This window comes from Agrococcus baldri (genome assembly GCA_900114805.1).
Classification (GTDB): domain Bacteria; phylum Actinomycetota; class Actinomycetes; order Actinomycetales; family Microbacteriaceae; genus Agrococcus; species Agrococcus baldri.
The window spans coordinates 645,002-668,770 of the sequence record FOZN01000002.1 but is presented as its reverse complement, the minus strand read 5'-3'; the positions used below and the strand labels follow the sequence as shown (position 1 = coordinate 668,770).

Sequence of the window (23,769 nt, the reverse complement as noted above, 5' to 3'; positions counted from 1 at the left end):
GCGTCAGCGTCAGGATTCCTTCGTGATCTCCACCGAGACGAACAGCTGGCTCTTCGCCGCGCCCGCGTACACACCGCGCAGCGGCGGCACGTCGTTGTAGTCGCGGCCGAGGCCCACCTTCACGTGCCGCTCGCCGATGTCGATCAGGTTCGTCGGATCCCACGCGTTCCACTCGCCCGTGAACCACTCCACCCAGGCGTGCGACTCCCCGCGGATCGTCTCGCCGATCTGCGCGTCGGGCTTCGGGTGCAGGTAGCCGGAGACGTAGCGCGCCGGGATCCCGACCGCCCGCAGCGCGCCGATCGTGATGTGCGCGATGTCCTGGCAGACACCCTTGCGGCTCGGCCAGGCCTCGGAGGCGAGCGTGTGCACGTGCGTGACGCCCGACATGTACTCCATCTCCCCGCCGACCATGCGGGCGATGGCCGCCGCGGCAGTGCCCGGCGTCTCCGACGCATCCTTGATCTCCTGCGCCGCACGGACGAGATCGGCGGTCGGGCGGGTGCGCACCGTCTGGCCGAGCTGCTCGACGTACTGCGTCGCGCGCTGCGCCACCTTCTCGAGCTGCTCCCACGACAGATCGCGGCCGCCGGTGAGCTTCGGCCGCACCTCGACGAGGCTCGTCGCCGTCAGCTGCAGCTCGGTGTGCGGGGCGAGCACGTCGAACGAGACCACCGTCGTGCCCCAGTAGTCCTCGTAGGTGTTCACCGAGGTGTTGGGGCGGATGTCGAGGTTCGAGTAGATGACGAACTGGCCGTCGCTCGTCGACGGCAGCATGCGCGACTCGTTGTAGCTCGCGACCGCCGGCTGCTCGTAGCGGTAGCCGGTGGTGTGACGGATGCGGATGCGGCTCACGATGCCTCCCTCGTCCAGGCCGGCATGTTGTGGGTCGGGAAGTAGCGCTCCCGCACCGCGTTCGAGACCGCGGTGGTGGTGGTCTGCACCTTGTCCATGACGACCGGCAGGTCGTCGATGATCTCCTGGATGGGGCGGAACTCGAGCTCCGCGCGGATCTGCCCGAGCATCCGCTCTGCCGCCCCGATGTAGCCGACTCGCTCGCGCCGCGGCTCGATGTCCTCCAGGCACTGCTCCGCGCCCCGCACCGAGAACAGGATCGATCGCGGGAAGAGCCGGTCGAGCAGCAGGAACTCGGCCGCGTTCGTGCTCGAGGGGACCCCGCGATAGGTGCGCAGGTAGGCCTCGTACGCGCCCACCGAGCGCAGGATGGTCGTCCACGACGGGCCGGACGCCTCCGTCAGCGCCCTGGTCGCGAGGAGCCTCGCGACCATGTCGGCGCGCTCGATGTAGCGGCCCAGGGTGAAGAAGCTCCAGGCGTCGTCACGGCTCGAGGTGGCATCGGCCATGCCGCTCGCGAGCGCCATCCGCTCGCGCACCCAGCCGAACATCTGGTGCACCTGGTCGTTGCTGACGCGGCGCGGCATGCTCGCGTAGGTGGCGTTCAGCACCTCCCACAGCTCGGTCGAGATCGTCTCGCGGGCGCGGCGGGCGTTCTCGCGAGCCGCGTTGACCGAGTAGGCGATCGATGCCGTGTTGGTGCGGTCGATCGCGAGGATGTTGACGACGTCGGTGCGGGTGAGCTTGCGCTCGGGCGGGGCGTCGTGGCCCATGACGCCGAGCATGGCGCGGCAGGCGGTGTCCTCATCGACCGCGACGTCCTCGAGCAGCAGCTGCAGGTAGACGTCGAGGATGCGGGCGGTGCCGTCGGCGCGCTCGATGTAGCGGCCGATCCAGAACAGGCTCTCGGCGATGCGGCTGAGCATCATGCTGCGCCCTCCTTCGGCTCGCTGGCTGATCGAGCTGCGCGCGAGGGCGGCGCATCGCGACCCTGCTGCTGCTCCTCGGCCTGCCCGCTGCGGCGCGGGGCGTCCTGCGGCGACTGGTCCTGCGGATGCTCGGTGGCCGTGATCACGCTGATCGGCCTGGTCATCGGCTCACCCGAGGCGCCGAACTCGGCGTCGTGGTCGATCACCGGGATCTGCTCGCGGGCGCCGGCGATCACCCACGTGTCCTTCGAGCCACCGCCCTGCGACGAGTTGACGACCAGCTGACCCTCCGGCAGCGCGACGCGGGTCAGCCCGCCCGGCAGCACCCAGACATCCTTCCCGTCGTTGACGGCGAAGGGTCGCAGGTCGACGTGGCGGGGGCGCACGCCGTCCTCCACGAGCGTCGGGATGGTGCTCAGCTGCACGACCGGCTGCGCGATCCAGCCGCGCGGGTCGTCGAGCAGCCGCTGCTTGAGCGCCTCGAGCTCCTCGGGCGTCGCGTCGGGCCCGACCACGAGACCCTTGCCGCCCGAGCCGTCGACCGGCTTCACCACCAGCTCGTGCAGCCGCGGCAGCACCTCCTCGAGCACGCCGGGCTCCTCGAGCCGCCAGGTGTCGACGTTCTTCAGGATCGGCTCCTCCGACAGGTAGTAGCGGATGAGCTCCGGCACGTAGGTGTAGACGAGCTTGTCGTCGGCGATGCCGTTGCCGACCGCGTTCGCGATCGTCACGTTGCCGAGCCGCGCGGCGAGCATGAGACCGGGACTGCCGAGCATCGAGTCGCCGCGGAACTGCAGCGGGTCGAGGTAGTCGTCGTCGACGCGGCGGTAGATCACGTCGACGCGCGCGGGGCCCTCGGTCGTGCGCATGTAGACGCGGCCGCCGGAGGTGAACAGGTCGCGCCCCTCGACCAGCTCGACGCCCATCAGGCGCGCGAGCAGCGTGTGCTCGAAGTAGGCCGAGTTGTAGACACCGGGGGTGAGCACCACCACGCGCGGGTCATCGACACCGGCGGGCGCCGCAGCGCGCAGCGCCTGCAGCAGCTTGTCGCAGTAGTCGCCCACCGGGCGCACCCGCATCGACGAGAACATCTCGGGCAGCGTCTGCGCGATCACGCGCCGGTTCGACATCACGTACGAGACGCCGGAGGGCACCCGCACGTTGTCCTCCAGCACGCGCCACTCGCCATCCTGGTCGCGGATCAGGTCGATGCCCGAGACGTGGATGCGCACGCCGTTCGCACCCACCACGCCGGCGGCCTGGCGGTGGAAGTGGATCGAGGTGCTGATCAGCTTGGCGGGGATGATGCCGTCCTCGACCGCGCGCTGCGGCCCGTACATGTCGGCCAGGAAGGCCTCGAGCGCGCGCACCCGCTGCTGCACACCGGCCTCGACGTGCTTCCAGTCGGCCGCGGTGATGATGCGCGGAATCGCGTCGAGCGGGAACGGCCGCTCCTCCCCCGCGAAGTCGAAGGTGACGCCCTGCGCCAGGTACGAGGAGGCGAGCGCATCGGCGCGCTCCCGCAGCTCGTCCTTCGTCAGCTCGGAGAGCGCGGAGTGCAGCGGCGTGTACGAGCTGCGCGGCTCGCCCGAGTCCTCGAACATCTCATCCCACGCCTTGCCCTCGCGCTTCCGAGGATTCGCGAAGGGCTTGTCGTAGTCGTCGAACAGATCGCCCATGGGGGCGAGCCTAGTGTCACGCGCCTGGTGCCCCGTCGAGCGGACGACGACTCAGGCAGCGGATGCGCCACCCATGCGGGTGCGCGCCGTCCGGTTGCGCGCGGTGACCGGAATCACGCCGAGCGCCTTCGCGACCTTCGGCCACGACCCGGCCTGACGCATCCGTCGCCGGGCGCCGCGTCAGCGCTGTCGACGGCTAGCGTTGGCGCATGCCGACGCCCAGCCCAGCGCCGTTCACCGACTCAGCGCGGCTCGCGCGCGCCGAGTCGCTCATCGCCCTGACTCCCGACTTCCCGCAACCCGGCATCCTCTTTCGCGACATCGGGCCGATGCTGACCGACGCGGATGCGCTGGCGGCCGTCACGCAGGCGCTGGCCGCGCCGTTCGAGGGCGGCTTCGACCTCGTCGCGGGCGTCGAGGCGCGCGGGTTCCTGCTCGCCGGCACGGTGGCTGCGACGACGCGGACCGGACTGCTGCCCATCCGCAAGGCCGGCAAGACGCCGCGGCCCTCCGCATCCGTCGACTACGCCCTCGAGTACGGCATCGCGACGATCGAGGCGGCGGGCGACCTGACCGGCAGGCGCGTGCTGCTCGTCGACGACGTGCTCGCCACCGGCGGCACGCTGCGCGCGGCCGTCTCGCTCGTCGAGCAGCTCGGCGGCACGGTCGCGGGCGTCGCCGTGGTGCTCGAGCTCACCGAGCTCGGCGGCCGCGCGGCGGTGCCGTCGACGCACGCGGTGTTCGCGACGTAGCTGCCGCCGCGCCCACAGCGCACCATGCGGCTGCTCGGCGTCGCCTCGCTCGAGGAACTGGCCCGCACCGCGTCACGCAGCTCGACCGGCTCTCACCCCGCCGGCAGCGCGTGCCCGACGGGGTGCTGACCGGGCGGATGCGCGTCCGCCTGCTGCGGGAAGCCGCGGCGCTCGCCCGCGACGATGTCGGCGACGTGGCTGCGGAAGCCCGGGCAGGTGGCGATGTCGTGCGCCCGGCACTCGAGCGCGTGCAGCGCCATCGCCCGCGAGCGCTCGAGCGCCGCGATGCGCTCGTCGATGTCGGCCAGGTGCGCGTCGAGGATGCGATGGCGGTCGGCATTCTCACCGCCGAGCATCGCGCCGATCTGGTCGAGCCGCATGCCCGCCGCCTTGCTCGCGATGATCGTCGCCACCCGGTAGGCGTCCGGCTCGCGGTAGCGGCGCCGCCCGCCCGCGTCCCGCTCCGGCGCGAGCAGCCCCTCCGACTCCCAGTGCCGCAGCACATGCGTCTCCAGCCCGAAGCGCTCGGCCAGCTCGCCGATGGTCCAGACGACATCCTTCGCCGCAGCGCTTGACTTCATGTTGACATGAAGTCACACCATGGGCACATCACGCAAGCCCTAGCCCGGCCGGAAGACCGGAGCAGCACCACCAGGAGGACTCATGGACACCCAGGACGTCATCGTCATCGGCGGCGGCCCCGCAGGCCTGCAGGCCGCGCTCACCCTCGGCCGCATGCGCCGCCGCGTGACGCTCATCGACGGCGGCAGCTACCGCAACGACCCCGCCCACGCGATGCAGAACCTCATCGGCCACGACGGGCAGCCGCCCGCGCAGCTGCGCGAAGCCGCGCGCGCCGAGCTCGCCCACTACGCCACCGTGACGGTGCTCGACCGGGCCGTCGCGCACGTGGCGGCGACCGGCAGCACCGGTGACCGGGCGGATGCGTTCAGCGTCGCGCTCGAGGACGGCGGCGGGTCCGGGGGCGGCCAGACGCTCACCGCCCGCCGGATCCTGCTCGCCACCGGCGCCGCCGACACGCTCCCCGCGATCCCGGGCTTGGCCGAGCGCTTCGGCGACCGCGTCGCGCACTGCCCCTACTGCCACGGCTTCGAGCTCGCCGACGGCCCGATCGCCATCCTGGGCTCGGGCGCGCACGCGACGATGATGGCCGCGCTCATCGGCCGGCTCGCAACCCGCGTGGTCGTGCTGCTCGACGGCGCCGAGCCTGACCGCGCCACGCTCGAGCACCTGACGCGCATGGGCGCCGACGTCGTGCCGCAGCGCGTGCTGGCGGTGCGCGACGACGCGGCGGGCATCGCCGTCGAGCTCGAGGGGGCGGATGCGGTGCCGCTGTCGGGCATGTTCGTCGCCCCCGCGTGGTCTCCGGCCTCGCCGCTGGCAGAGCAGCTCGGCCTCGACCGCTCCGAGGCAGGCGCGATCCTCGTCGACGGCTTCGGCCGCACGAGCCTCGCCGGCGTCTCAGCGGCCGGCGACATCGCGCAGGCACCGGGCATGCCGGGCCCGCTCTCCGCAGTGGCGGCGGCGATCGCGTCCGGGCAGCTGGCCGCCGCCACCCTCGACCGCGAGCTCGCGATGAGCGACGCTGGCCTGCCGATGCCGATGTGACCGCAGCGCGACCTCTGCAGGATGGTGTTGAGGCGGATGCCGGCGCCCGGCGGGAATGCCGGCACGCCCGACGGGTTGCATCAAGGACACATCTCTTCAAATCTAAAGGAGTGAGAACGATGGCACGGTTCGAGGGCAAGGTTGCACTGGTCACGGGCGGCGGCTCGGGCATCGGCGAGGCGATCGCGAAGCGCCTGGCATCCGAGGGCGCGAAGGTCGTCATCACCGACATCAAGCTCGACGCCGCGCAGCGCGTGGTCGACGAGATCGGCGCTGCAGGCGGCACGGCCTCCTCGATCGAGGCGGACTCGTCCAAGCCCGCAGACGCCAAGAAGGTCGTCGACTTCGCCAAGGAGACCTACGGTGCCCTGCACTACGCGGTGAACAACGCCGGCATGGGCGGCGCCCCGCACCGCACGGCCGACGTCCCCGTGGAGGAGTGGGACGCGGTCGTCGCGCTCAACCTCAACGGCGTCATGTACGGCATGCGCGAGCAGATCACCGCCATGCTCGACGCCCCCAAGGAGTCGGCGATCGTCAACATCGCGTCGATCCACGGCATGGTCGCGGCGCCGAACAACAGCGCCTACACCGCCACCAAGCACGGCGTGGTGGGCCTGACGAAGAACGCCGCGGTCGAGTACGGCCCCGAGGGCCTGCGCATCAACGCGCTCGGCCCGGGCTACATCCTCACGCCGCTGCTCGAGGCGAACCTCGACCAGGAGGCCCGCGACGCCATGGCCGCCAAGCAGGCGCTGGGCCGCCTGGGCGAGCCCGACGAGGTCGCTGCGGTCGTCGCGTTCCTGCTCTCGGACGACGCCTCGTTCGTCACCGGCAGCTACCTGATCGCCGACGGCGGCTACACGGCCGTCTGACGCACCCGCTCCCGGGCCCGTCGCGCATCGCCGCGGCGGGCCCGCTGCGTGCCGCGAGACGCTGCTTCTGCGACCGCGATGCATGCCATCTGCGACCGCGATCGGCGCCGGGCGCGGGCCGCGTTAGCCTCGAGCCATGCCTGAACCCCGCCGCGACGGCGTGCTGATCGTCGGATCGATCAACGCCGACGTCACCGCCTACTCCAGCCGACTGCCGCAGCCCGGCGAGACCTTCACGGGCGACGCCTTCGCGCTCGGCCTCGGCGGCAAGGGCGCGAACCAGGCCGTCGCCGTGGCGAAGGCGGGCGCCGCGGCCCACATGGTCGGATGCGTCGGCGACGACGAGTTCGGATCGCTCGTGACGTCGAGCCTCGGTGAGCACGGGGTGCGCCTCGAGCACGTCCGCACCATCGCGGGCGAGGGCGTCCACACCGGCATCGCGCACATCCGCGTCGCCGCGGGCGAGAACGACATCGTGATCGTGGCCGGTGCCAACGCCGCGCTCGACGAGGCGCAGCTCGACGAGGCCTTCGCGGCGCTCAGCGGCGAGGTCGCCGTCATGCTCACGCAGCTCGAGACGCCGCTGCCGATCACGCTCGCCGCGGTGCGGCGCGCGCACGAGGCCGGCATCACCGTGATCCTCGACCCGGCACCGGCGCGCGAGCTGCCGGAGGAGATCTGGCCGCTGGTCGACATCATCAAGCCGAACGAGACCGAGGCGGCGCTGCTGACCGGCATCGCGGTCGACTCCCCCGCGAGCGCCGCTCAGGCCGGTCGCTGGTTCCTGGAGCGCGGCGCGGGTGCGGCGATCATCACGATGGCGGGGGCCGGCAGCGTGCTGGTCACCGCCGATGGTGTCGGCGAGCACGCGCCCATCCGCGTCCACGTCACCGACACGACGGCCGCCGGAGACGCCTTCGCGGGGCACCTGGCCGCATCCATCGCCGCCGGCCTCGGGCTCGACGAGGCGATCGAGCGTGCCGGTGCGGCAGGCGCCGTCACCGTCACGCGCCGCGGCGCCTCCGGCAGCATCGCCACGGCGGCAGAGGTGGACGAGCTGCTGGCCCGCTAGACGCGGAGACGCTCCCACGGCGCGGGGATCGGGAAGTAGGACTCGAGGAAAGCGGTCACCGCGGTGTTGCGCTCCTCGGCGTCGAGCTCGGGCCGGCTGCCGTCGTTGAGGCAGAACATGTCCTGATCGCGCTTGCGCAGCAGCCGGTCCATCGCCGGCAGCGAGGCCCGCAGCGTGGTCTCGATGTACTGCACCTTCACGGCCGTCTGCTGCACCGCGCGGCCGGTCATCAGCGCGTAGTAGTGGTAGAGCGAGTTCGTCACCGAGATGTCGGTCGCCGAGCGGAAGCGGGAGGCGGCGGTGCGGCGGAAGTCCTCCGGGAACGCCGCCTCCATCTCGGCCATCACGCTGCGCCGCAGCGGCGCGGCGCAGTGCTCGAGGTGGCGGGTGGTGACGGCACCGAAGCGCTCGCGCAGCAGGCTGCGGTTGAAGCGCGCCGCGTTGTCGTGGCCGGAGCGCTGCGGGTCGGTCTCGCCCAGGCCGATGCGGGTGGTCGCCTCGACGAACTTCGTCACGCCGCCGGGCGAGAAGAAGACGTCGGGCTCGAGCTGCCGGCCGAAGAACATGTCGTCGTTCGAGTAGAGGAAGTGCTCGCTGAGCCCCTCGATGTGGTGCAGCTGCGCCTCGACCGCGTGCGAGTTGTGGGTCGGCAGCACCGAGGGGTCGCTGAACATCTCCTCGGCGCGCACGATCGTCACCTTCGGGTGCGCCGCCAGCCAGTCGGGCGCGGGCGAGTCGGTGGCGATGAAGATGCGGCGCACCCAGGGCGCGTACATGTGCACCGAGCGCAGCGCGTACTTCAGCTCGTCGATCTGCCGGAAGCGCGCCTCCGAGTCGTCGCCCTCCCCCACCACGTAGCCCTGCATCTGCTTCGCCCGCGCGCGCTGGAACTCGGTGCTGGAGCCGTCGACCCAGGAGAAGACCATGTCGATGTCGAAGGTGATGTCGCTGGCCAGCGGCTCCCACATGTGCTGGATGGTCTGCCACTCGCGGCCGTAGCGGTGCACCGTCTCGCCGACCGCCTCGCGCCGCGGCATGGTCGCCCGCATCACCGCATTCGGCAGCGGCGCAGCGAGCGTCTCCTCGCCGAAGCGCCACAGCTCGAGCTGCACGGCGGTGTCAGGCCCGTACCGGAGGCGTCCGGCAGGCTCGACGCGCGGCCGGTAGACGCGCATGGCGCTGACCTTCTTGTGGCCGGCGAGCCGGCCGTCGGCGAGCAGCGCGGGCCGACGCCCGGCGAACTGCTGCGGGGCGACCGGCTCGGCGTAGAAGGGCTCGTCGGCGAACGCGGCCGCGAGTGCCGCCGCGAGCTCCTTGCGGCGCGTGCGGTCGACCGCGATGATCGGCCGGCCCGCGTCGTCGCGCACCAGCAGGCACGGGATCTCGGCTGCCTCGAGGGCGGCGCCCAGGGCCAGCAGATCCTCCACCATCGACTCGCGCGGGGTCATGTGACCGTTGGTGAGCGCATAGCGGCCCTTGCGCAGCACCACGTCCGGGCGGTTGAAGCGCGTGAAGCGGTCGCCGGTCGCGACCAGCACCGGCTCGACCTCGTTCGCGACCCGGATGCCCGAGGGCTCCTCGCGCGGCGGCGAGAATGCGCTGTGCTGCCCGTCGATGCCGCGCTCTCGAAGGTCGCTCACGGCTCGATCGGCTCCTGTCTGCGGGGTGCTGGGTCTTCGGCTCATGCTAACCCTCGTGGGCTGGGACGGGACGGATCCGTCTGCCCGCGCGGCCAGCGCATCCGACGTTCGGAGCGTGTACACGCCGCGTTCATGCCGCGTTCGCGCGCGGGTGCTGGGCTAGCGTGCGGGCAGTGCCCGACGCTGTGCATGCGTCATACCGCGCACACCCCGAGAGATCGGATGGACGAACCGTGACGAACCGCTCGGCCGAGCACCCCCGGCCGGATCACTTCCTCCTCCACATCTCGGACACCCACCTGCTCGCCGGCGGCGGCCGGCTCTACGATCGCGTGCCGAGCGAGGCGCACCTGCGCCGGCTGTTCGCCGAGTTCGAGACCTCGGGCGCCAGGCCCGACGCGATCGTCTTCACCGGCGACCTCGCCGACAAGGGCGAGCCAGACGCCTACCGGCGGCTGCGCGCGATCGTCGACCCGATCGCGGCGGAGCTCTGCGCCCGGGTCGTGTGGGTGATGGGCAACCACGACGAGCGCCGCGCCTTCCGCGCCGGCCTGCTCGACGAGGCGGCCTCCGACGAGCCGGTCGACGCCGTGCTCGATCTCGACGGCCTGCGCATCATCACGCTCGACTCCAGCGTGCCGGGCCATCACCACGGCGAGGTCTCCGCGCAGCAGCGCGACTGGCTGCGCGCGGTGCTGGCGACGCCGGCCCCGCACGGCACGATCCTGGCGATGCACCACCCGCCGGTGCCGAGCGTGCTCGACCTCGCCGTCAGCGTCGAGCTGCGCGACCAGGCGAGCCTCGCCGACGTGCTCACCGGCAGCGACGTGCGCGCGATCCTCGCTGGGCACCTGCACTACTCGTCGACCGCGACCTTCGCCGGCATCCCGGTCTCGGTGGCCTCCGCCACCTGCTACACGCAGGACCTCAACGTGCCGGTCGGCGGCACCCGTGGCCGCGACGGCGCTCGCGCGTTCAACCTCGTGCACGTCTACCCCTCGACCGTGCTGCACTCGGTGGTGCCGCTGGGCGAGTCGATGCCGCTCGACTGGATCGACGCCGAGGAGTCGGCGCGCCGGCTCGCGTCGCTGGGCGTGCGAATCCCCGAGCGCGCCCGCGCGCGGCTCGTCCACGCCTGAACCCGGAGCGCAGATCGTGCCGACGGCTCTGCGTCGGCTGCTGCGCGGCCTGCACGAGCGGCGGGCGGTCAGACCAGGCGCGCCTCGATCGTCACTTCGCTGCCCACCTCGACGTTCACGTCGGCGACCCGGATGCCCGGGGGCAGCTCGGAGGCCAGGTCGATGCGGCGCCCCTCGTAGCGCGCCACCTTCCCGCGAACGGCGTTCAGCATCGCGGCGACCAGCGGGTTGCCGCTCTCGATCTCGATGCCGGAGAGCGTCAGCCCCATCCGGTCGTCGATCTCGGCATTCGCGCCGCCCGTCACGTGCGCGCCCAGCAGCCCCTTGCGCACCTTGGCGTCGAAGGTCACGCGCAGGCTCTGCGGGCCCGACTCCTCGACATCGAGGTCGAAGCGCGAGACCGTGATGCCGCGCTCGAACAGCGCCGACTCCGCGAGCCCCAGCACGGCCTTGCCCAGCTGATCCTTCGGCACCGCGACGCGCACGCTGCCGTGCAGCGGGTGCTGATCGTCGGGCGGGGTGAGGTCGACGGCGAGCTCGCCGTTGTCGGTCTCGATCCAGCGGAACGACACGTCCATCAGGTGCGCGTCGAGCCGCACCGTAGCGCCCGAGATCTGCATCGGGTCCGCCTTCACGCGCAGCTCGCGCAGCACGCCGTCCTCGCTCGAGACGGGCGCGCCCTGCGGCTCGAGCCGCGCGCGGTCGCGATCGTGCTCGTCCGCCAGATGGAAGTCGGTGAGGTCGAGATGCAGGTGCTTGACGTCGGGACCGTCGAGCTCGGCGTCGATGATCGAGGTGCAGGCCACGCCAGCCGGCTCTGCCGCCACCACGAGGGTGCGGATGCGCTTCTCCAGCTGTGATCCGGAGGTCGGCCTGGGTGCGTGCCCGAGGAGGATGCTTTCAGCCACGCCGTGAGCCTACGCCGGATCGGCTCGGAGTCCACCTCCGTGCCTGGCGACACGCGGCCAAGCGCGGATCCGGGGGCGCGCTCGCCCGCTCAGCCCTCGCCCAGCGCGCGCCGCATGCCCTGCTCCGCCGCGCGCAGCAGCCGCCCGTGCTGGGCCGCCAGCTGATGGTGCAGCAGCGGGCTCGCGAGCCGCAGCAGCCGGGCCCGCGCCTCCACCTCCTGCGCGAATCCCACCCTCGTGCCGTCCCGCGTCGGCTGGATGCGCCAGGCACACCAGCCCTCCAGATCGCCGCGGATCAGCCCGCGCAGCTCGTCCGGTGCCGTGACCGACTCGGTGACGGTGAAGCGGATGCGGTACCCGGCCGGGGCGCGCACCTCCAGCGCGGCCGCGCGGCGGCGCGGCGTCGAGCGGTCGCCCAGCACGCGCACGCCCGGCCACCACGCGCCGTAGCCGGTGACGTCCTCGAGCAGCGCGAGCACCGCATCCGGTCGTGCCCGCACCACCCACTCGTGGCCGAAGCGGTAGTGGGTGCGCATCAGGCCATTGTGCTCTGGTGGCGGGCGCGTCGCGCGCGTAGCCTCGCCGTCAAGGCAGCCACCCGCGAGCAGAGGAGCCGGTATGAGCCTCGTCGTCCACTTCGAGATCCACGCGAGCGAGCCGCAGCGGCTGATCGACTTCTACTCCGGGCTGTTCGGCTGGACGTTCGCGCCGGTCCCTGGCATGGACTACTGGACCATCGAGACCGGCGAGGGCTCGGTGCAGCTGGACACGCCCGGCTGGGGCATCAACGGCGGCCTCACGAAGCGCGAGGGTCCGGCGCCCGCGCCGGGCTCGCCCATCACGGGCGCCAACCTGGTGATCGGCACCGACCGCGTCGACGAGCTCTTCGCGAAGGGGCTCGAGCTGGGCGCGACGTCGCAGATGGATCTGGCGGACGTGCCCGGCGTCGGCCGGCTCGGCTACCTGCACGACCCGGACGGCAACCTGCTGGGCCTCATCAGCCCCGACATGGGCGAGGTGGAGCAGGGGGCGACCGAGGCGGTCGATCCCATGCGGGTCACGCCCGAGCCGTAGGCGCGGCCCGAGCGGCGCCGACGGCTCGGCCTGAGCGGGCGGCCGAGAGCTCGTCGTCACGGGCGCGGCCGTGCCGTCTCGCGACGGTGCAGCGCGTAGCCCCACGCGGCGACCGCCAGCAGCGGTCCCCAGAGCCAGAACGGGAACACGAGCAGCATCGTCACCGCCTCGATGGCGGGCGCGCCGACCTGCTGCGCGGCGCTGCCCAGGCCGGCGAGCCCGGGACCGCCGACGGCGAACAGCACCGCCACCAGCAGCGCGGGCACGACCGCGAGCGGCACCGGCACCGGCCGGCCGCCCACACCCGGGACCCAGCGCGGGAAGCGCTCGCCCCACCGCAGGATCAGCCCGAGCGTGAGCACACCGCCGACGAGCATGGCCGTGCCGAGCAGCAGTCCCGTGACGATCGTGCCCGGCTGAGCGTCGAGCACCTCGCGGCCCGGCCCCAGCAGCGGCCAGGGCGTGAGCCACGACGCGCGCGCGACCACGTAGGGCAGCGCGCACAGCGCCGCGACGACGGTGACGGGCACGCGCGCGCGACGCACCGCATCCGCCACCCTGGTGCCCGGGACGGGCACCGCGAGCGCGAGCAGGGCGAGGCCGGCGAGGGTGTGGGAGGCGGTCGCGAGCAGCGTCAGCCAGACGCCGGCGATGCCGCCGGCGAAGACGCCGAGGAACGCGCTGACCGGGAACGCGCCGGTGAGCTCGCCCGCGGCGAGACCGCCGACCAGCAGCGCCAGCAGCGGCACGCCCACCGCGGGGTGACGGAGCGAGAGGGCGATCAGCAGCACCGGCAGCGCGACCACCACGATGAGCGCCAGCAGGTAGCCGGCGCCGGCGATCGCCGAGCCGGGCAGGCTGATGGCGGCGGCGAGGCCGAGCAGGCCGGCAGCGACCTGCGCGAGCGCTCGCGGCATCGCGCGGTGGAGCCCGACGACCAGCAGCGCGAGGATGCCGATCGCGGTCTCGACAGTCGAGGCGTGCTCGCCGACGAAGCCGAGCATGCCCGGCATGCCGGTGCCGAAGGGGTCGATGTGCGGCAGCAGCATGCCGAGCAGCCCGGCGGTCGCGATGCCGGCGGCGCCGACGGCGGCTGCCGGGAGGGCGATCCGCCGGGTGAGCGGCTCGCGATCGCCGGCGGGGCGGGCCGGGTTCTGGGCGCGGGGTTCGGTGATCATGCTCCGACGCTAGGTTCGGGCCGGGGCCTGCCGCCTCGCCCGCCGGAGCGGGCGGCATCGCTCGCGCGGGTGAGGGTCAGGCGTCGGCGCTGCGGCCCGCGACGCCGTGCTCGTAGGCCCAGATCACCACGTGGATGCGATCGGGCAGCCCGAGCTTGGCGAGGATCGCCTTCACGTGCGTCTTGACCGTGTTCGTCGTCAGGAACAGCCGCCGGCCCACCTCCTCGTTGGAGGCGCCGCTGGCGAGCTCGCGCAGCACCTCGCGCTCGCGCGGGCTCAGCGGCGCGAGCGCCGCCTCGGCCTCGGCGACCGGCTGCTGGTGCACGTGCCGCAGCAGCGTGCGGGTGGCGCGCGGCGAGACGGCCGCGTCGCCGGCGGCGACGGCGACGATCGCGGCAGTCAGCTCGGCCGGCCGGGCGTCCTTGGTCAGGAAGCCGCTCGCGCCGGCGCGCACGGCCGCGAGCACGTACTCGTCGAGGTCGAAGGTGGTCAGCACCAGCACCCGCACGCCCGGCCGCAGCCGCAGCACCTGCTCGGTCGCGGCGATGCCGTCGAGCCGCGGCATGCGGATGTCCATCAGCACCACGTCGACGAGCCCGGATCGCACCGCCTCGACGGCTTCGAGACCATCGGATGCGGTGCCGGCGAGCTCGAGGCGGGCGTCGGTCTCGATCATGGTGGCGAGGGCGTCGCGCAGCAGCTCCTGGTCGTCGACGACCAGCACGCGCACGGGACCGTCCCGTCCGCTCGGCGCGGGTGTCGGCGCAGCTGCGCTCGCCTCCATCACGGCTCCCCCGTCGGCACGGACGCCCTGATGCTCCAGCCGCGATCGCGCCAGACGACCAGGTCGCCTCCGGCCTGGCGCAGGCGCTCCGCCAGGCCGACCAGTCCGGTGCCGGCGCCCTGCCCACCGGACGAGCGACCGCTGCCGCCGTCGTCGATGACGGTGACCACCGCATCCGCATCGCCCCAGACCAGCTCGACGCGGATGCGCACGGGCGGCGCGACGTGGCGCACGGCGTTCGTGAGCGCCTCCTGCACCGCGCGGTAGAGGGCGAGCTCGGCGTCGGGCGGCAGCGGTCGGCGCTCGCCGCGCTCGGCGAAGGCGGTGTCGTGCCTCGGACTCGCCGCACCGGCGACGAGCGCGGCCAGCCCGTCGATGCCGGGCGCCGGCTCGCGCTCGGCGGGGCCGCCGTCGTCGAGCACCCGCACCATGCCGCGCAGCCCCTGCATCGCGTCGCGGCCGGTGCTCGCGACCCGATCGATGGCGGAGCGGCTGCGCCCGGGGTCGGTCTCGGCGAGCAGCATCGCGGCCTCGGCCTGCGCGACCATCACGGTGAGCGAGTGCGCCACGACGTCGTGCAGGTCGCGGCCGATGCGCGTGCGCTCGGCGGCGATCGCCTGCCGCAGCCGCACCGCCTCGGCCTCGGCGGCGCGTTCCCGGCGCGAGCGATCGAGCGCCCCCCCCAGCCAGGCGGCGACGACCATCGCCGCCAGCCCCAGCAGCTCGCCGAGCGAGACGAGCGGCTCGTCGCGGCCTGCGCGCACCATGTGCACCGCGGTGATCAGCGCGCTGCCCGCCAGACCGACCGCGAGCGCACCCCAGCGCATCGGCGCTCCCCAGCCGGCCGGTGCATCCGGGTGCCCGGCCGCGAGCGCGATGAGCAGCAGGAACGCGAGCGACGAGGGCAGCATCGCCGCCGCGACGCCGCCCGCGAGCGGGAGCAGGGCGAGCGCCAGCATCGCGGCGCTGCCGACGACGAAGCCCGCGCGCGGCAGGCGATGGGCGGCGACGGATGCGGCGTGCAGCACCGCGAGCACGGCCAGCACCGCGGCGAGCACGGCGGGCGGCGGCGTGAGCTGCGCGGCGGGCTGCAGCAGCACCACGACCGACAGCGGCAGCATCGTCACCGTCAGGAGCAGCGCCAGCACCAGCCCGAGCCGGCGCGGGCGCTCGGCGGCGGAGGCGAGCGGCGTGGCGCTCGCCGACGCCGGGGCGACCGGCTCGAGGGTGGGCATGCGCCCCAGGGTCGCACGCGCGCCTGGAGGCCGCATCGCCCGCTCGGGTGAGCGGCGAGCGGACTCCGGCGTCAGCCGCGTGCGCGCCGTGCGCCCATCGCCCACGCGGAGATCGTCCCCAGCTGCGCCAGGCCGGCGACGATCGCACCGAGCTCGCCCCACGGCTCGCCGAGGGTGAGCGCGAGCGCGACGCCGACCACCCCGAGACCGGCGACGAACAGGCCGAGCCGGGCGAGCATCCGCTCTCGGAACGCCCACGCGAACGGCACGAAGTGCGCACCGACGCACACGGCGATCCACGAGCCCGCCGCGTGCTCGGCATCCATGCCTGCCAGCAGCGCTCGCCCCGCGGCGATGCCCGCGAGCATCGCCGCGACGGAGCCGAGGTAGAGCAGCCAGGCGAAGCGGTGCGGGGTCGCGGGTGCGCCGAGCGCTGCGGGCGCGAAGAACAGCCGCCAGACGCAGAGCGCCGCGAGCGCGACCGCAGCGATGCGCAGCACGCTCAGCCACGGCTCGGCCACCGCGCCATCGCCGTAGGAGCAGGCGAAGACGAGGCCGCCGCCGATGGCGATCGATGCGCCCACGCGCCGCGGGTCGGCATGGTGGCTGCCCTCGCGCATGCGGCGGCGCTGCGGCTCGGGCAGCCGCTGCAGCCAGGCGGGCTCGGGGGTGCGGTCGGCGGCACTGCTCATCTTCCGACCTTGACACAAACTACTTTGCGGTGCAAACTCTAAGCATGGACGCCGACCGGAACCCGCAGCCGCTCCCCGAGGAGGAGCAGCCGCTCGATGCGCGCGGCATGGCCGAGCTCATGTCGGCGCAGCGCACCACGGTGCAGCGCTCGCAGTCGCGCGGCGTGCGTATCATCCTCGTCGGCTGGGCGCTCGCGTGGATCGTCGGCTTCCTCGCGCTGTGGAGCGGCGAGGACGGTGGCAATCCGCTCTTCACACTGTCGGCAGGTCTCGAGTGGTGGCTCTTCGGCGCGGCCATCGCGCTCGGCATCGCCGTCTCGACCGTGACCGGCATGCGGATGGGCCGGGGTGTGCAGGGGTCATCGACGACGGCCGGCAAGCTCTACGGGCTTGCCTCCGCCGCCGCGTTCGTCGCCATGTGGCTGTTCCTCAGCGCGCTGCGCGCCCACGTCGAGATCGACGCGGCCACCGCGGCGCTGCTCTATGTCGGCGCCTTCGTGCTGATCGCCGGGGTGATCTACATGGTCGGCTCGGCGATGACCCGATCGTACGCGCAGTTCTACTTCGGGCTCGCGATCGCGGTGCTCGCCATCGTCGCCACGCTCGTCGGCGCCCCGCACCACCTGCTGCTGTACGCGATCATGGGCGGCGGCCTGATGCTCGCCTTCGCGTGGATGCTCGGCCGCTCGATCGCCTCGTCCCCGCGGGCATGACGATGGGGGAGCTCGATCCGGTCATCCATGCGCCATCCCGGCTGCGGATCGTCACGACACTGAACGACCTGCTCGAGGAGGGCGACACCGTCACGTTCCCGCGGCTGCAGGAGCTGCTGACGATGACCGCCGGCAACCTCACCACGCACCTGGCCAAGCTCGAGGCGGCCGGCTACGTCACGATCGTGAAGGCGTTCGCGGGCAAGCGCCCGGTCACCTCGATCGGCATCACGCTCGAGGGCAGGGCGGCGTTCCGCGACTACCGGCGCGCGCTGCTGGAGCTGCTGGGCTGAGCCGCGCGGCTACGCGCCGACGGCCGCGCGGAACTCGCGCACCAGCATGTCGAGGTCGGCCTCGTCGATCACGATCGGCGGCGCCAGCCGCACGGTCTGGCCGTGCGTGTCCTTCGCGAGGATGCCGGCCTCCAGCAGCCGCATGCAGACGTCGCGCGCCGTGCCCACGGCGGGGTCGATGTCGATGCCTGCCCATAGGCCCACCCCGCGCACCGCGGTGACGCCGTGGCCGAGCAGCTCGCGCAGCCCCTCGTGCAGCCGGGCGCCGAGCTCGCGGGCGCGAGCCTGCATCTCGCCCTCCTCGAGCATCCGCACCACTTCGAGCCCGACCGCCGCCGCGAGCGGGTTGCCGCCGAAGGTCGAGCCGTGCGAGCCGGGCGTCAGCACACCCAGCACGTCGCGGTTCGCGACCACGGCCGAGACCGGCACGACGCCGCCGCCGAGCGCCTTGCCCAGCAGGTAGACGTCGGGCACGACGCCCTCGTTGTCGCACTGGAAGGTCGCGCCCGTGCGCCCCAGGCCCGACTGGATCTCGTCGGCGATGAAGAGCACATTCTCGCGCTCGGTGAGCTCGCGCACCGCCTGCAGGTAGCCGGCCGGGGGCACGTTGATGCCGGCCTCGCCCTGGATGGGCTCGAGCAGCACGGCGGCCGTGTTCGGCGTGATCGCGGCCTCGAGCGCTGCGACATCGCCGAACGGCACGCGCACGAAGCCGGGCGTGAACGGCGCGTAGCCCTCACGCGCATCCGGGTCGTCCGAGAACGACACGATGGTGGTGGTGCGGCCGTGGAAGTTGCCCTCCATCACGATGATCTCCGCCTGCCCGGCGGGCACGCCCTTCACCTGGTACGCCCAGCGGCGGGCGACCTTGATGCCCGACTCGACCGCCTCGGCGCCGGTGTTCATCGGCAGCACCATGTCCTTCTTCGCCAGCGCCGCGAGCGCCTCCACGAAGGGGCCGAGCGCCACCGAGTGGAAGGCGCGGCTGGTGAGCGTGACCCGGTCGAGCTGCGCGTGCGCGGCCGCCAGCAGCCGGGGGTTGCCGTGGCCGAAGTTCATCGACGAGTAGGCGGCGAGGCAGTCGAGGTAGCGGCGGCCGTCGACGTCGGTGACCCAGGCGCCCGCCGCTGTCTCGACGACGACCGGCAGCGGGTGGTAGTTGTGCGCGGCGTGCGCCTCGACCTGGTCGATCGCGGCGGCCGTCGTCGTGCTCACTGTGTCCGTCATCGGCGCAGCTCGAGCGTGCAGCACTTGATGCCGCCGCCGCCCAGCAGCAGCTCCGACAGGTCGAGGCCGATGGTCTCGTAGCCGCGCGAGCGCAGCTGGCGCTCGAAGCCGGTGGCGCGCTGGGCGATCACCATGGTGCGGCCGTCGCCGAACGAGTTCAGGCCCAGGACGGATGCGTCGGCCTCGTCCACGAGGATGGCGTCGGGGTAGCGGCGCTCGAGCTCCGCGCGGCCGGCGTCGTCGAACGCGGCCGGCAGGTAGGCGATGTTGTCTCCGTCGAGGATCGCCATCGCGGTGTCGAGATGGTAGAACCGCGGGTCGACCAGACGCAGGCTGACGACTTCGCGGTCGAAGATGCCGCGCAGCTCGTCGTGCGAGTCGAGGCTGGTGCGGAAGCCATGGCCGGCCAGGATGGCGCCGGCCGAGAGCAGCATGTCGCCCTCGCCCTCGTTGACGTGCTCGGGCTCGTGCACCTCGAAGCCGTTCGCGCCGAACCACTCCATGTAGGCGGGGCCCTCGGGGATGCGCTCGGCGTAGGTGAACTTGGCGCCGTAGGCCTTGCCGTCGAGCGTGAAGCCGCCGTTGGCCGCGTAGACCATGTCGTCGAGGCCGTCGATCGGGTCGATCAGCTCGACGTCGTAGCCGAGCCGCGTGTAGGCGTCGTGCAGCGTCTGCCACTGCGCGAGAGCGACGTCGGTGCGGGTGGGCTTCGACGGATCCATCCACACGTTGATCGTGGAGGTGACCGTGAAGTGCTCCGGTCGGCACATCAGCACCGTCTTGTGGACGGGGGTGCGGGTCGGATCGGTCGCGGCGCTGGTCATGGTCTCAGTGTGGGCCGTGGTCGCTGTGTGTGCCGTGGTCTCCGGGCGCGCGGCGGTCGTCTCCTGGTGCATGCTTCGATGGTCGCAACGATTCGACGCAATCGGTGGGGTCGACGCGCATGTTTGTTGCGAATCGACAGTGATGGCCGTACATTCGTGCAGATGGACCGCATCGACCACGGCATCATCGATCAGCTGCGACTGAACGCCCGCGCGGGCTACGCCGACATCGGCGCCGAGGTGGGGCTGTCCGCCTCCGCGGTGAAGCGGCGCATCGACCGGCTCATCGCCGACGGCGTCATCCGCGGCTTCACGGTGCAGATCGATCCGAAGGTCGAGGGCCTCGCCACCGAGGCCTACGTCGAGCTCTTCTGCCGCGGCACCGTCTCCCCCGCCGACCTCAAGCGGATGCTCTCGGGCGTGCCCGAGGTGATCGAGGCGAGCACCGTCACCGGCACCGCCGACGCGATCGTCATGATGCGCGCGCGCGACGTGATCGCCTTCGAGGAGGCGCTCGAGAAGGTGCGCGCTGCCGCCTCGGTCGATCACACCACCTCGGCGATCCTGCTGTCGAAGCTCATCAGCCGCCACGCGGGCTGAGCTGCGGGTCTACGCCGCGGCGCGCTGCTTGCGCCGCACATAGAGCTGCTTGCGCACGATCGCGACCGTCTCGCCGGCCTCGTCGCGGATCGCCGTCTCCACCCAGCGCAGTACCTTCGCGCCACCCGAGGTGCCCTCGCGCAGCTCGTCGAGCAGCGCATCCGTCACGTGGAACTCCGCGCGCACCGGCCCCTTGCCGGGCTTGAGGAACTCGATCTCGCCGCGCTTGTCCCAGACGAGATAGTGGTCGCCGAGGTTGCGCAGCACCATGATCATCCAGAACGCATCCGTCATCGAGAACAGCGAGCCGCCGAACTGCGTGCCGACGTAGTTGCGCGTCAGCGGGTGGAAGCCGAGCCGCACGCGCACGTGCCGGAAGTCGCTCGACATCCGCTCGATGCGGATGCCCGCGAAGCGGTAGGGCGGCCACAGGTTCATGACCGCCTTGGTCGCGCGCGCGTCGTGACTGAGCTGGTGCCAGGTGGGGAGGCGCATGGGTGCGACGCTAGCCCGGCCGGCGCAGGGGTGATGCACCGCCTGTAGACGATGCACAGCGGATGCGTCGTCTCGCGCGCCGCGCTCATGGCACGCGTGCGGTCGCGCGGCCCGCGCTGGCCGCTCTACCCTGGCCGCATGAGCGTCATCATCGTGTCGGCGATCTGCTTCGAGCGCGCCGACGGCGCGGTGCTGACGGTGCGCAAGCGCGGCACCGATCGCTGGATGCTGCCGGGCGGCAAGCCCGAGACCGGCGAGAGCGCGGCCGAGTGCGCCGTGCGCGAGGTGCAGGAGGAGCTGGGCGTCGAGATCGGGCTCGACCGCATCGAGTCGATGGGGGAGTTCGAGACCCGGGCGGCGAACGAAGCGGGCTTCGCACTGCGGGCGAGCGTGTTCCGCACCCGGGACCCGATCGCGCCGGAGCCGCGGGCGGAGATCGAGGCGGTGCGCTGGATCGACCCGGCGGTCGGCATCGACGATGAGGCGGAGGCGCCGCTGAACCGCGAGCTCGTGTTCCCGCTGCTGCTGGGCGAACGCTCTCGCCGGTAGATATGCGAAGGGGGTCCGACCATCACGATCGGACCCACCTTGCAAAGTAGGACAGCACCGAAGCGCCGTGCAATGCCTCGTCCATGTAGCGAGGCTCCCTCTGCATCCGATCACCGAAGCGCTCGGACCCTGTCAAAGCCCGATTTCCCCTTGCGGGGCCCCAGCCGGGCTGTGCATTCACGGTATGCCCACTCCCTAGGAACCGTCGATGGGGAGAACTACCCATCTGCTGAGAGTGCCTGTCCCCCAACCGCAACCGAGCGCATCCGCCCGCCGTGGCAGTCGGCCTCAGCTCGTGTGGCGCGGCGAGCGCCAGGCGAGCATCCAGTCGCCGGCGATCTCGGTCGCGAGCGCCGGCGTCAGGTTGAGCAGGCCGTTGCGGGCAGCCACGAGCAGCGGGCTGCGCATGCGCGTGTTCGTGCGCGCGATGCGCTCGGCGACGGCCATGAAGCGCTGCGTGCGCTCGACGCGCTCGCGGTCGTACTCGACCAGCGCCTGCTCGAGCGAATGGTCCTCGAGCAGGATGCCGAGGGTCGCGGCATCCTCGAACGCGCTGTTGCCGCCCTGGCCGAGCGTGGGCAGCATCGCGTGCGCGGCGTCGCCGACCAGCACGACGCCCGGCCGGTGGTAGCTGCGCAGCCGGGTGGCGAGCGACCACAGGTCGCGGCGGATGATGCCCGCCTGCGACGTCGCCGCGATGTGGTCGCGCACCTCCGGCGCCCAGTCGTCGAACTGCCGCTGCGCCGCCGCGATCTCGTCCTCGGCGTGCCCGCCCATGCGGGCCAGGGCCATCCCCCACCAGTAGACGCGGCCGCCGTCGATCGGCTCCATGCCGAACTCGGCGCCGCGGCCCAGGTACATGCGCGGTCCGGCGGGCGAGTCGGCCTCTGCCTGCACGACGCCGAGCCAGGTGGTGGCGCCGGAGTAGTCGGTGCGGGCCTTCGGCCAGAGCGCCTTCCGCACGGCCGAGTCGATGCCGTCGGCGCCGATGACCAGGTCGGCCTCGAGGGTCTCGAAGCGCGCGTCGCGGACTGCGCGCACCTGATCCCTCGAGGCGCGGCGCTCGGCCTTGCGGTCGATGGGGTCGTCACCCGGCTCGAGCACGCGGTGGATGCGGCGGCCCAGCTTGGTGCCGCGGACGCGATCGGCGCGGCGCTCGCGCTCGCTGCGAGCGTCGGTCGAATCGGGGTCGGCCGCGCCGTGCTCGATCGTGACGGACGCGCGGGCGCCGCCGGACGCATCCGTCGCCGAGACCACGCGCATGCCGGTCTCGACCTCGCGGTCGCCGCGCAGGATCTCGTGCAGCGTGCCGCGGTGGATGGCGTGCACGGCGCTGGAGTCGGCGTGGAAGTCCTCCTGCAGGGGCGAGCCCTGGTCGGTGTAGATGCCCTCGGGCAGCGAGCGAACCGCGCGCTCACGCACCGCGTCGCCCACGCCCAGCTCGTCGAGCGCGCTGAGGCCGTTCTCGGTGATGGAGATGCCGGCGCCGAGGGCTCGCACCTGCGGGGCCGCCTCGAGCACCCGCACCTGCCAGCCGGCGGCCTCGAGGCCGCGGGCGGCGGAGAGCCCGCCGAGTCCTGCACCGACGATGATGGCGGTCTGCGTCATGCCACCGAGGCTAACGCGCGCTGGAGCTTTTGGCCGAGGTCCTTGCGGAGCTCGGCCGCGACGCCAGCGCCGTGCGCCGTCTCCGCGCACGGGAGCCGTTCACTCTGCTTCGGGCGCGTCGGCCTCGCCGGCGCGCTGTGACCCGCGCCGATCCCAGACCAGCCACTTGTCGTCGATGGCCTGCTCGATGTCGACGCCCGTGGCCTCCGCCAGCGCGAGCAGCATGCCCACCGCGTCCGCGAGCTCGAGCGCGTAGCGGCGGTCGATCTCCTCCGGGCTGTGGCCCTTGTCGCGCTGCCTGCCTGTCTTGGCGAGATAGGCCTGCACAAGCTCGCCGACCTCCTCCTGCAGCTTGAGCACCAACCAGTCGGCGCTGCGCTCGAACCCGTAGATCTCGGCGTAGCGGCGCGAGATCGCGTCGATCTGCTGGGCGGTGGCGCGCATCTCCATGCGGCCCATGGTCGCACGCAGGCTAGATTCTTGAACATGGAAGATGCTTTCGACGACCTGCTCGCCCACAACCGTGACTTCGCCGACACCTTCGCCCTGCAGGGCTTCGACGGCGTCGCGAAGTCGGGCGTCGCGATGGTCACCTGCATGGACTCCCGCCTCGACCCGCTCGGCATGGTCGGGCTGGTGCCGGGCGACGCGAAGATCCTGCGCAACCCGGGCGGCCGCGCGACCGAGCGCACCCTCGTCGCGCTCGTGCTGAGCGTGCACCTGCTGAACGTCGACCGCGTGCTGCTCGTGCAGCACACCCGCTGCGCGATGGCCTCGAAGTCGGAGCGCGCGCTGCTCGCCGAGATCAGCGAGTCGGCGGGCACCGACGCCGCGTGGCTCGACCTGGGCGCGATCGAGCACCAGGAGCTCGCCATCATCGAGGACGTGCACCGCGTGCGCTCGCACCCGCTCATCGGCGACCGCGCGCAGGTCGGCGGCTTCCTCTACGACGTCGACACGGGGCTCATGCAGCAGGTCGCCTGAGCCGGCGCGCTCGCGTTGCACGCACCCCGTTCGTC

Annotated in this window: 27 protein-coding genes; 11 read left to right on the top strand and 16 right to left on the bottom strand. The window is 72.6% G+C overall.

Going from position 1 to position 23,769, the window contains the following annotated elements; translation table 11 throughout:
• Positions 1–9: 9 nt before the first annotated feature.
• Genes BM288_RS07475 through BM288_RS07465 form a run of 3 tightly spaced genes read right to left on the bottom strand, consistent with a single transcriptional unit; the run spans position 10 to position 3,463 of the window.
• On the bottom strand, positions 10–855 hold the full coding sequence (locus BM288_RS07475) for a transglutaminase family protein (protein WP_092917380.1): 846 nt from the start codon (positions 853–855) through the stop codon (positions 10–12).
• Positions 852–1,781, bottom strand: coding sequence for an alpha-E domain-containing protein (locus BM288_RS07470; protein WP_092917840.1), 930 nt, complete (start codon positions 1,779–1,781; stop codon positions 852–854). Before BM288_RS07470 ends, BM288_RS07475 begins: the two co-directional genes overlap by 4 nt.
• Positions 1,781–3,463 carry a circularly permuted type 2 ATP-grasp protein gene (locus tag BM288_RS07465; RefSeq protein WP_092917378.1) on the bottom strand — a complete coding sequence of 561 codons (1,683 nt, stop codon included), beginning with the start codon at positions 3,461–3,463 and terminating at the stop codon, positions 1,781–1,783. Before BM288_RS07465 ends, BM288_RS07470 begins: the two co-directional genes overlap by 1 nt.
• Positions 3,464–3,672: 209 nt before the next feature.
• Here BM288_RS07465 and BM288_RS07460 point away from each other — a divergent pair, with 209 nt between their 5' ends.
• Positions 3,673–4,215, top strand: coding sequence for an adenine phosphoribosyltransferase (locus BM288_RS07460; RefSeq protein WP_092917376.1), 543 nt, complete (start codon positions 3,673–3,675; stop codon positions 4,213–4,215).
• A gap of 92 nt (positions 4,216–4,307) precedes the next feature.
• Here the strand turns inward: BM288_RS07460 and BM288_RS07455 are convergent, their stop codons facing one another.
• Positions 4,308–4,796 carry a helix-turn-helix domain-containing protein gene (locus BM288_RS07455; RefSeq protein ID WP_092917374.1) on the bottom strand — a complete coding sequence of 163 codons (489 nt, stop codon included), beginning with the start codon at positions 4,794–4,796 and terminating at the stop codon, positions 4,308–4,310.
• 82 nt (positions 4,797–4,878) lie between these two features.
• Between BM288_RS07455 and BM288_RS07450 the strand changes: the two genes are divergently transcribed.
• The 3 genes from BM288_RS07450 to BM288_RS07440 all read left to right on the top strand — a co-directional run bounded on the left by BM288_RS07450 (position 4,879) and on the right by BM288_RS07440 (position 7,791).
• Positions 4,879–5,844, top strand: a complete 966-nt coding sequence (locus BM288_RS07450; RefSeq protein ID WP_092917372.1) for an NAD(P)/FAD-dependent oxidoreductase — start codon at positions 4,879–4,881, stop codon at positions 5,842–5,844.
• Between the two features lie 119 nt (positions 5,845–5,963).
• Positions 5,964–6,719, top strand: a complete 756-nt coding sequence (locus BM288_RS07445) for an SDR family NAD(P)-dependent oxidoreductase (RefSeq protein WP_092917370.1) — start codon at positions 5,964–5,966, stop codon at positions 6,717–6,719.
• Between the two features lie 136 nt (positions 6,720–6,855).
• Complete coding sequence (locus tag BM288_RS07440) at positions 6,856–7,791, top strand: ribokinase (RefSeq protein WP_092917368.1); 936 nt, start codon at positions 6,856–6,858, stop codon at positions 7,789–7,791.
• Here the strand turns inward: BM288_RS07440 and BM288_RS07435 are convergent.
• The gene (locus BM288_RS07435; RefSeq protein ID WP_318255430.1) at positions 7,788–9,329 is read right to left on the bottom strand and encodes a stealth family protein; all 1,542 of its coding nucleotides are present in this window, start codon (positions 9,327–9,329) and stop codon (positions 7,788–7,790) included. The two genes, BM288_RS07440 and BM288_RS07435, sit on opposite strands and share 4 nt — an antisense overlap.
• A 335-nt stretch (positions 9,330–9,664) precedes the next feature.
• Here BM288_RS07435 and BM288_RS07430 point away from each other — a divergent pair, with 335 nt between their 5' ends.
• The gene (locus tag BM288_RS07430) at positions 9,665–10,570 is read left to right on the top strand and encodes a phosphodiesterase (protein WP_092917364.1); all 906 of its coding nucleotides are present in this window, start codon (positions 9,665–9,667) and stop codon (positions 10,568–10,570) included.
• 68 nt (positions 10,571–10,638) lie between these two features.
• Here the strand turns inward: BM288_RS07430 and BM288_RS07425 are convergent, their stop codons facing one another.
• Together BM288_RS07425 and BM288_RS07420 are read right to left on the bottom strand one after the other, a co-directional pair.
• Positions 10,639–11,478 (bottom strand): hypothetical protein, encoded by an 840-nt coding sequence (locus BM288_RS07425; protein ID WP_092917362.1) that lies wholly within the window; start codon positions 11,476–11,478, stop codon positions 10,639–10,641.
• A gap of 89 nt (positions 11,479–11,567) precedes the next feature.
• Positions 11,568–12,014, bottom strand: coding sequence for an SRPBCC family protein (locus tag BM288_RS07420; RefSeq protein ID WP_092917360.1), 447 nt, complete (start codon positions 12,012–12,014; stop codon positions 11,568–11,570).
• 82 nt (positions 12,015–12,096) lie between these two features.
• Between BM288_RS07420 and BM288_RS07415 the strand changes: the two genes are divergently transcribed.
• Positions 12,097–12,552 (top strand): VOC family protein, encoded by a 456-nt coding sequence (locus tag BM288_RS07415; RefSeq protein WP_092917358.1) that lies wholly within the window; start codon positions 12,097–12,099, stop codon positions 12,550–12,552.
• A gap of 56 nt (positions 12,553–12,608) precedes the next feature.
• On the opposite strand, the gene BM288_RS07410 is transcribed toward BM288_RS07415, so the two are convergent.
• The 4 genes from BM288_RS07410 to BM288_RS07395 form a co-directional block, all read right to left on the bottom strand.
• Positions 12,609–13,730: a hypothetical protein gene (locus BM288_RS07410; protein WP_092917356.1), complete on the bottom strand. Its 1,122-nt coding sequence runs from the start codon at positions 13,728–13,730 to the stop codon at positions 12,609–12,611.
• 76 nt (positions 13,731–13,806) lie between these two features.
• Positions 13,807–14,514, bottom strand: a complete 708-nt coding sequence (locus BM288_RS07405) for a response regulator transcription factor (RefSeq protein ID WP_092917354.1) — start codon at positions 14,512–14,514, stop codon at positions 13,807–13,809.
• Complete coding sequence (locus tag BM288_RS07400; protein WP_177220293.1) at positions 14,514–15,749, bottom strand: sensor histidine kinase; 1,236 nt, start codon at positions 15,747–15,749, stop codon at positions 14,514–14,516. The genes BM288_RS07405 and BM288_RS07400 overlap by 1 nt, the downstream gene beginning before the upstream one ends.
• A gap of 71 nt (positions 15,750–15,820) precedes the next feature.
• Positions 15,821–16,441: a hypothetical protein gene (locus BM288_RS07395; RefSeq protein ID WP_092917350.1), complete on the bottom strand. Its 621-nt coding sequence runs from the start codon at positions 16,439–16,441 to the stop codon at positions 15,821–15,823.
• A 44-nt stretch (positions 16,442–16,485) separates the two neighbouring features.
• Between BM288_RS07395 and BM288_RS07390 the strand changes: the two genes are divergently transcribed.
• The gene (locus tag BM288_RS07390) at positions 16,486–17,154 is read left to right on the top strand and encodes a hypothetical protein (RefSeq protein WP_092917348.1); all 669 of its coding nucleotides are present in this window, start codon (positions 16,486–16,488) and stop codon (positions 17,152–17,154) included.
• On the top strand, positions 17,112–17,447 hold the full coding sequence (locus BM288_RS07385) for a transcriptional regulator (RefSeq protein WP_318255399.1): 336 nt from the start codon (positions 17,112–17,114) through the stop codon (positions 17,445–17,447). Before BM288_RS07390 ends, BM288_RS07385 begins: the two co-directional genes overlap by 43 nt.
• A 9-nt stretch (positions 17,448–17,456) precedes the next feature.
• Here BM288_RS07385 and rocD read toward each other — a convergent pair whose 3' ends face one another.
• Positions 17,457–18,674: an ornithine--oxo-acid transaminase gene (rocD, locus tag BM288_RS07380; RefSeq protein WP_092917346.1), complete on the bottom strand. Its 1,218-nt coding sequence runs from the start codon at positions 18,672–18,674 to the stop codon at positions 17,457–17,459.
• Positions 18,671–19,570, bottom strand: a complete 900-nt coding sequence (gene ddaH / locus BM288_RS07375; RefSeq protein ID WP_404799687.1) for a dimethylargininase — start codon at positions 19,568–19,570, stop codon at positions 18,671–18,673. Before ddaH ends, rocD begins: the two co-directional genes overlap by 4 nt.
• Before the next feature lie 90 nt (positions 19,571–19,660).
• Here ddaH and BM288_RS07370 point away from each other — a divergent pair, with 90 nt between their 5' ends.
• Positions 19,661–20,098, top strand: a complete 438-nt coding sequence (locus tag BM288_RS07370) for an Lrp/AsnC family transcriptional regulator (protein ID WP_092917344.1) — start codon at positions 19,661–19,663, stop codon at positions 20,096–20,098.
• A gap of 9 nt (positions 20,099–20,107) precedes the next feature.
• Here BM288_RS07370 and BM288_RS07365 read toward each other — a convergent pair whose 3' ends face one another.
• Positions 20,108–20,593, bottom strand: a complete 486-nt coding sequence (locus BM288_RS07365) for a DUF4442 domain-containing protein (protein ID WP_092917342.1) — start codon at positions 20,591–20,593, stop codon at positions 20,108–20,110.
• A gap of 138 nt (positions 20,594–20,731) precedes the next feature.
• Here BM288_RS07365 and BM288_RS07360 point away from each other — a divergent pair, with 138 nt between their 5' ends.
• A complete protein-coding gene (locus BM288_RS07360) occupies positions 20,732–21,142 on the top strand; it encodes an NUDIX hydrolase (protein ID WP_092917834.1) in 411 nt (136 codons plus the stop codon).
• Between the two features lie 288 nt (positions 21,143–21,430).
• Here BM288_RS07360 and BM288_RS07355 read toward each other — a convergent pair whose 3' ends face one another.
• Positions 21,431–22,750 carry an FAD-dependent monooxygenase gene (locus BM288_RS07355; RefSeq protein ID WP_092917340.1) on the bottom strand — a complete coding sequence of 440 codons (1,320 nt, stop codon included), beginning with the start codon at positions 22,748–22,750 and terminating at the stop codon, positions 21,431–21,433.
• Between the two features lie 99 nt (positions 22,751–22,849).
• A complete protein-coding gene (locus BM288_RS07350) occupies positions 22,850–23,200 on the bottom strand; it encodes a nucleoside triphosphate pyrophosphohydrolase family protein (RefSeq protein WP_092917338.1) in 351 nt (116 codons plus the stop codon).
• A 36-nt stretch (positions 23,201–23,236) separates the two neighbouring features.
• Between BM288_RS07350 and BM288_RS07345 the strand changes: the two genes are divergently transcribed.
• On the top strand, positions 23,237–23,734 hold the full coding sequence (locus BM288_RS07345; RefSeq protein WP_092917336.1) for a beta-class carbonic anhydrase: 498 nt from the start codon (positions 23,237–23,239) through the stop codon (positions 23,732–23,734).
• Positions 23,735–23,769 lie beyond the last annotated feature (35 nt).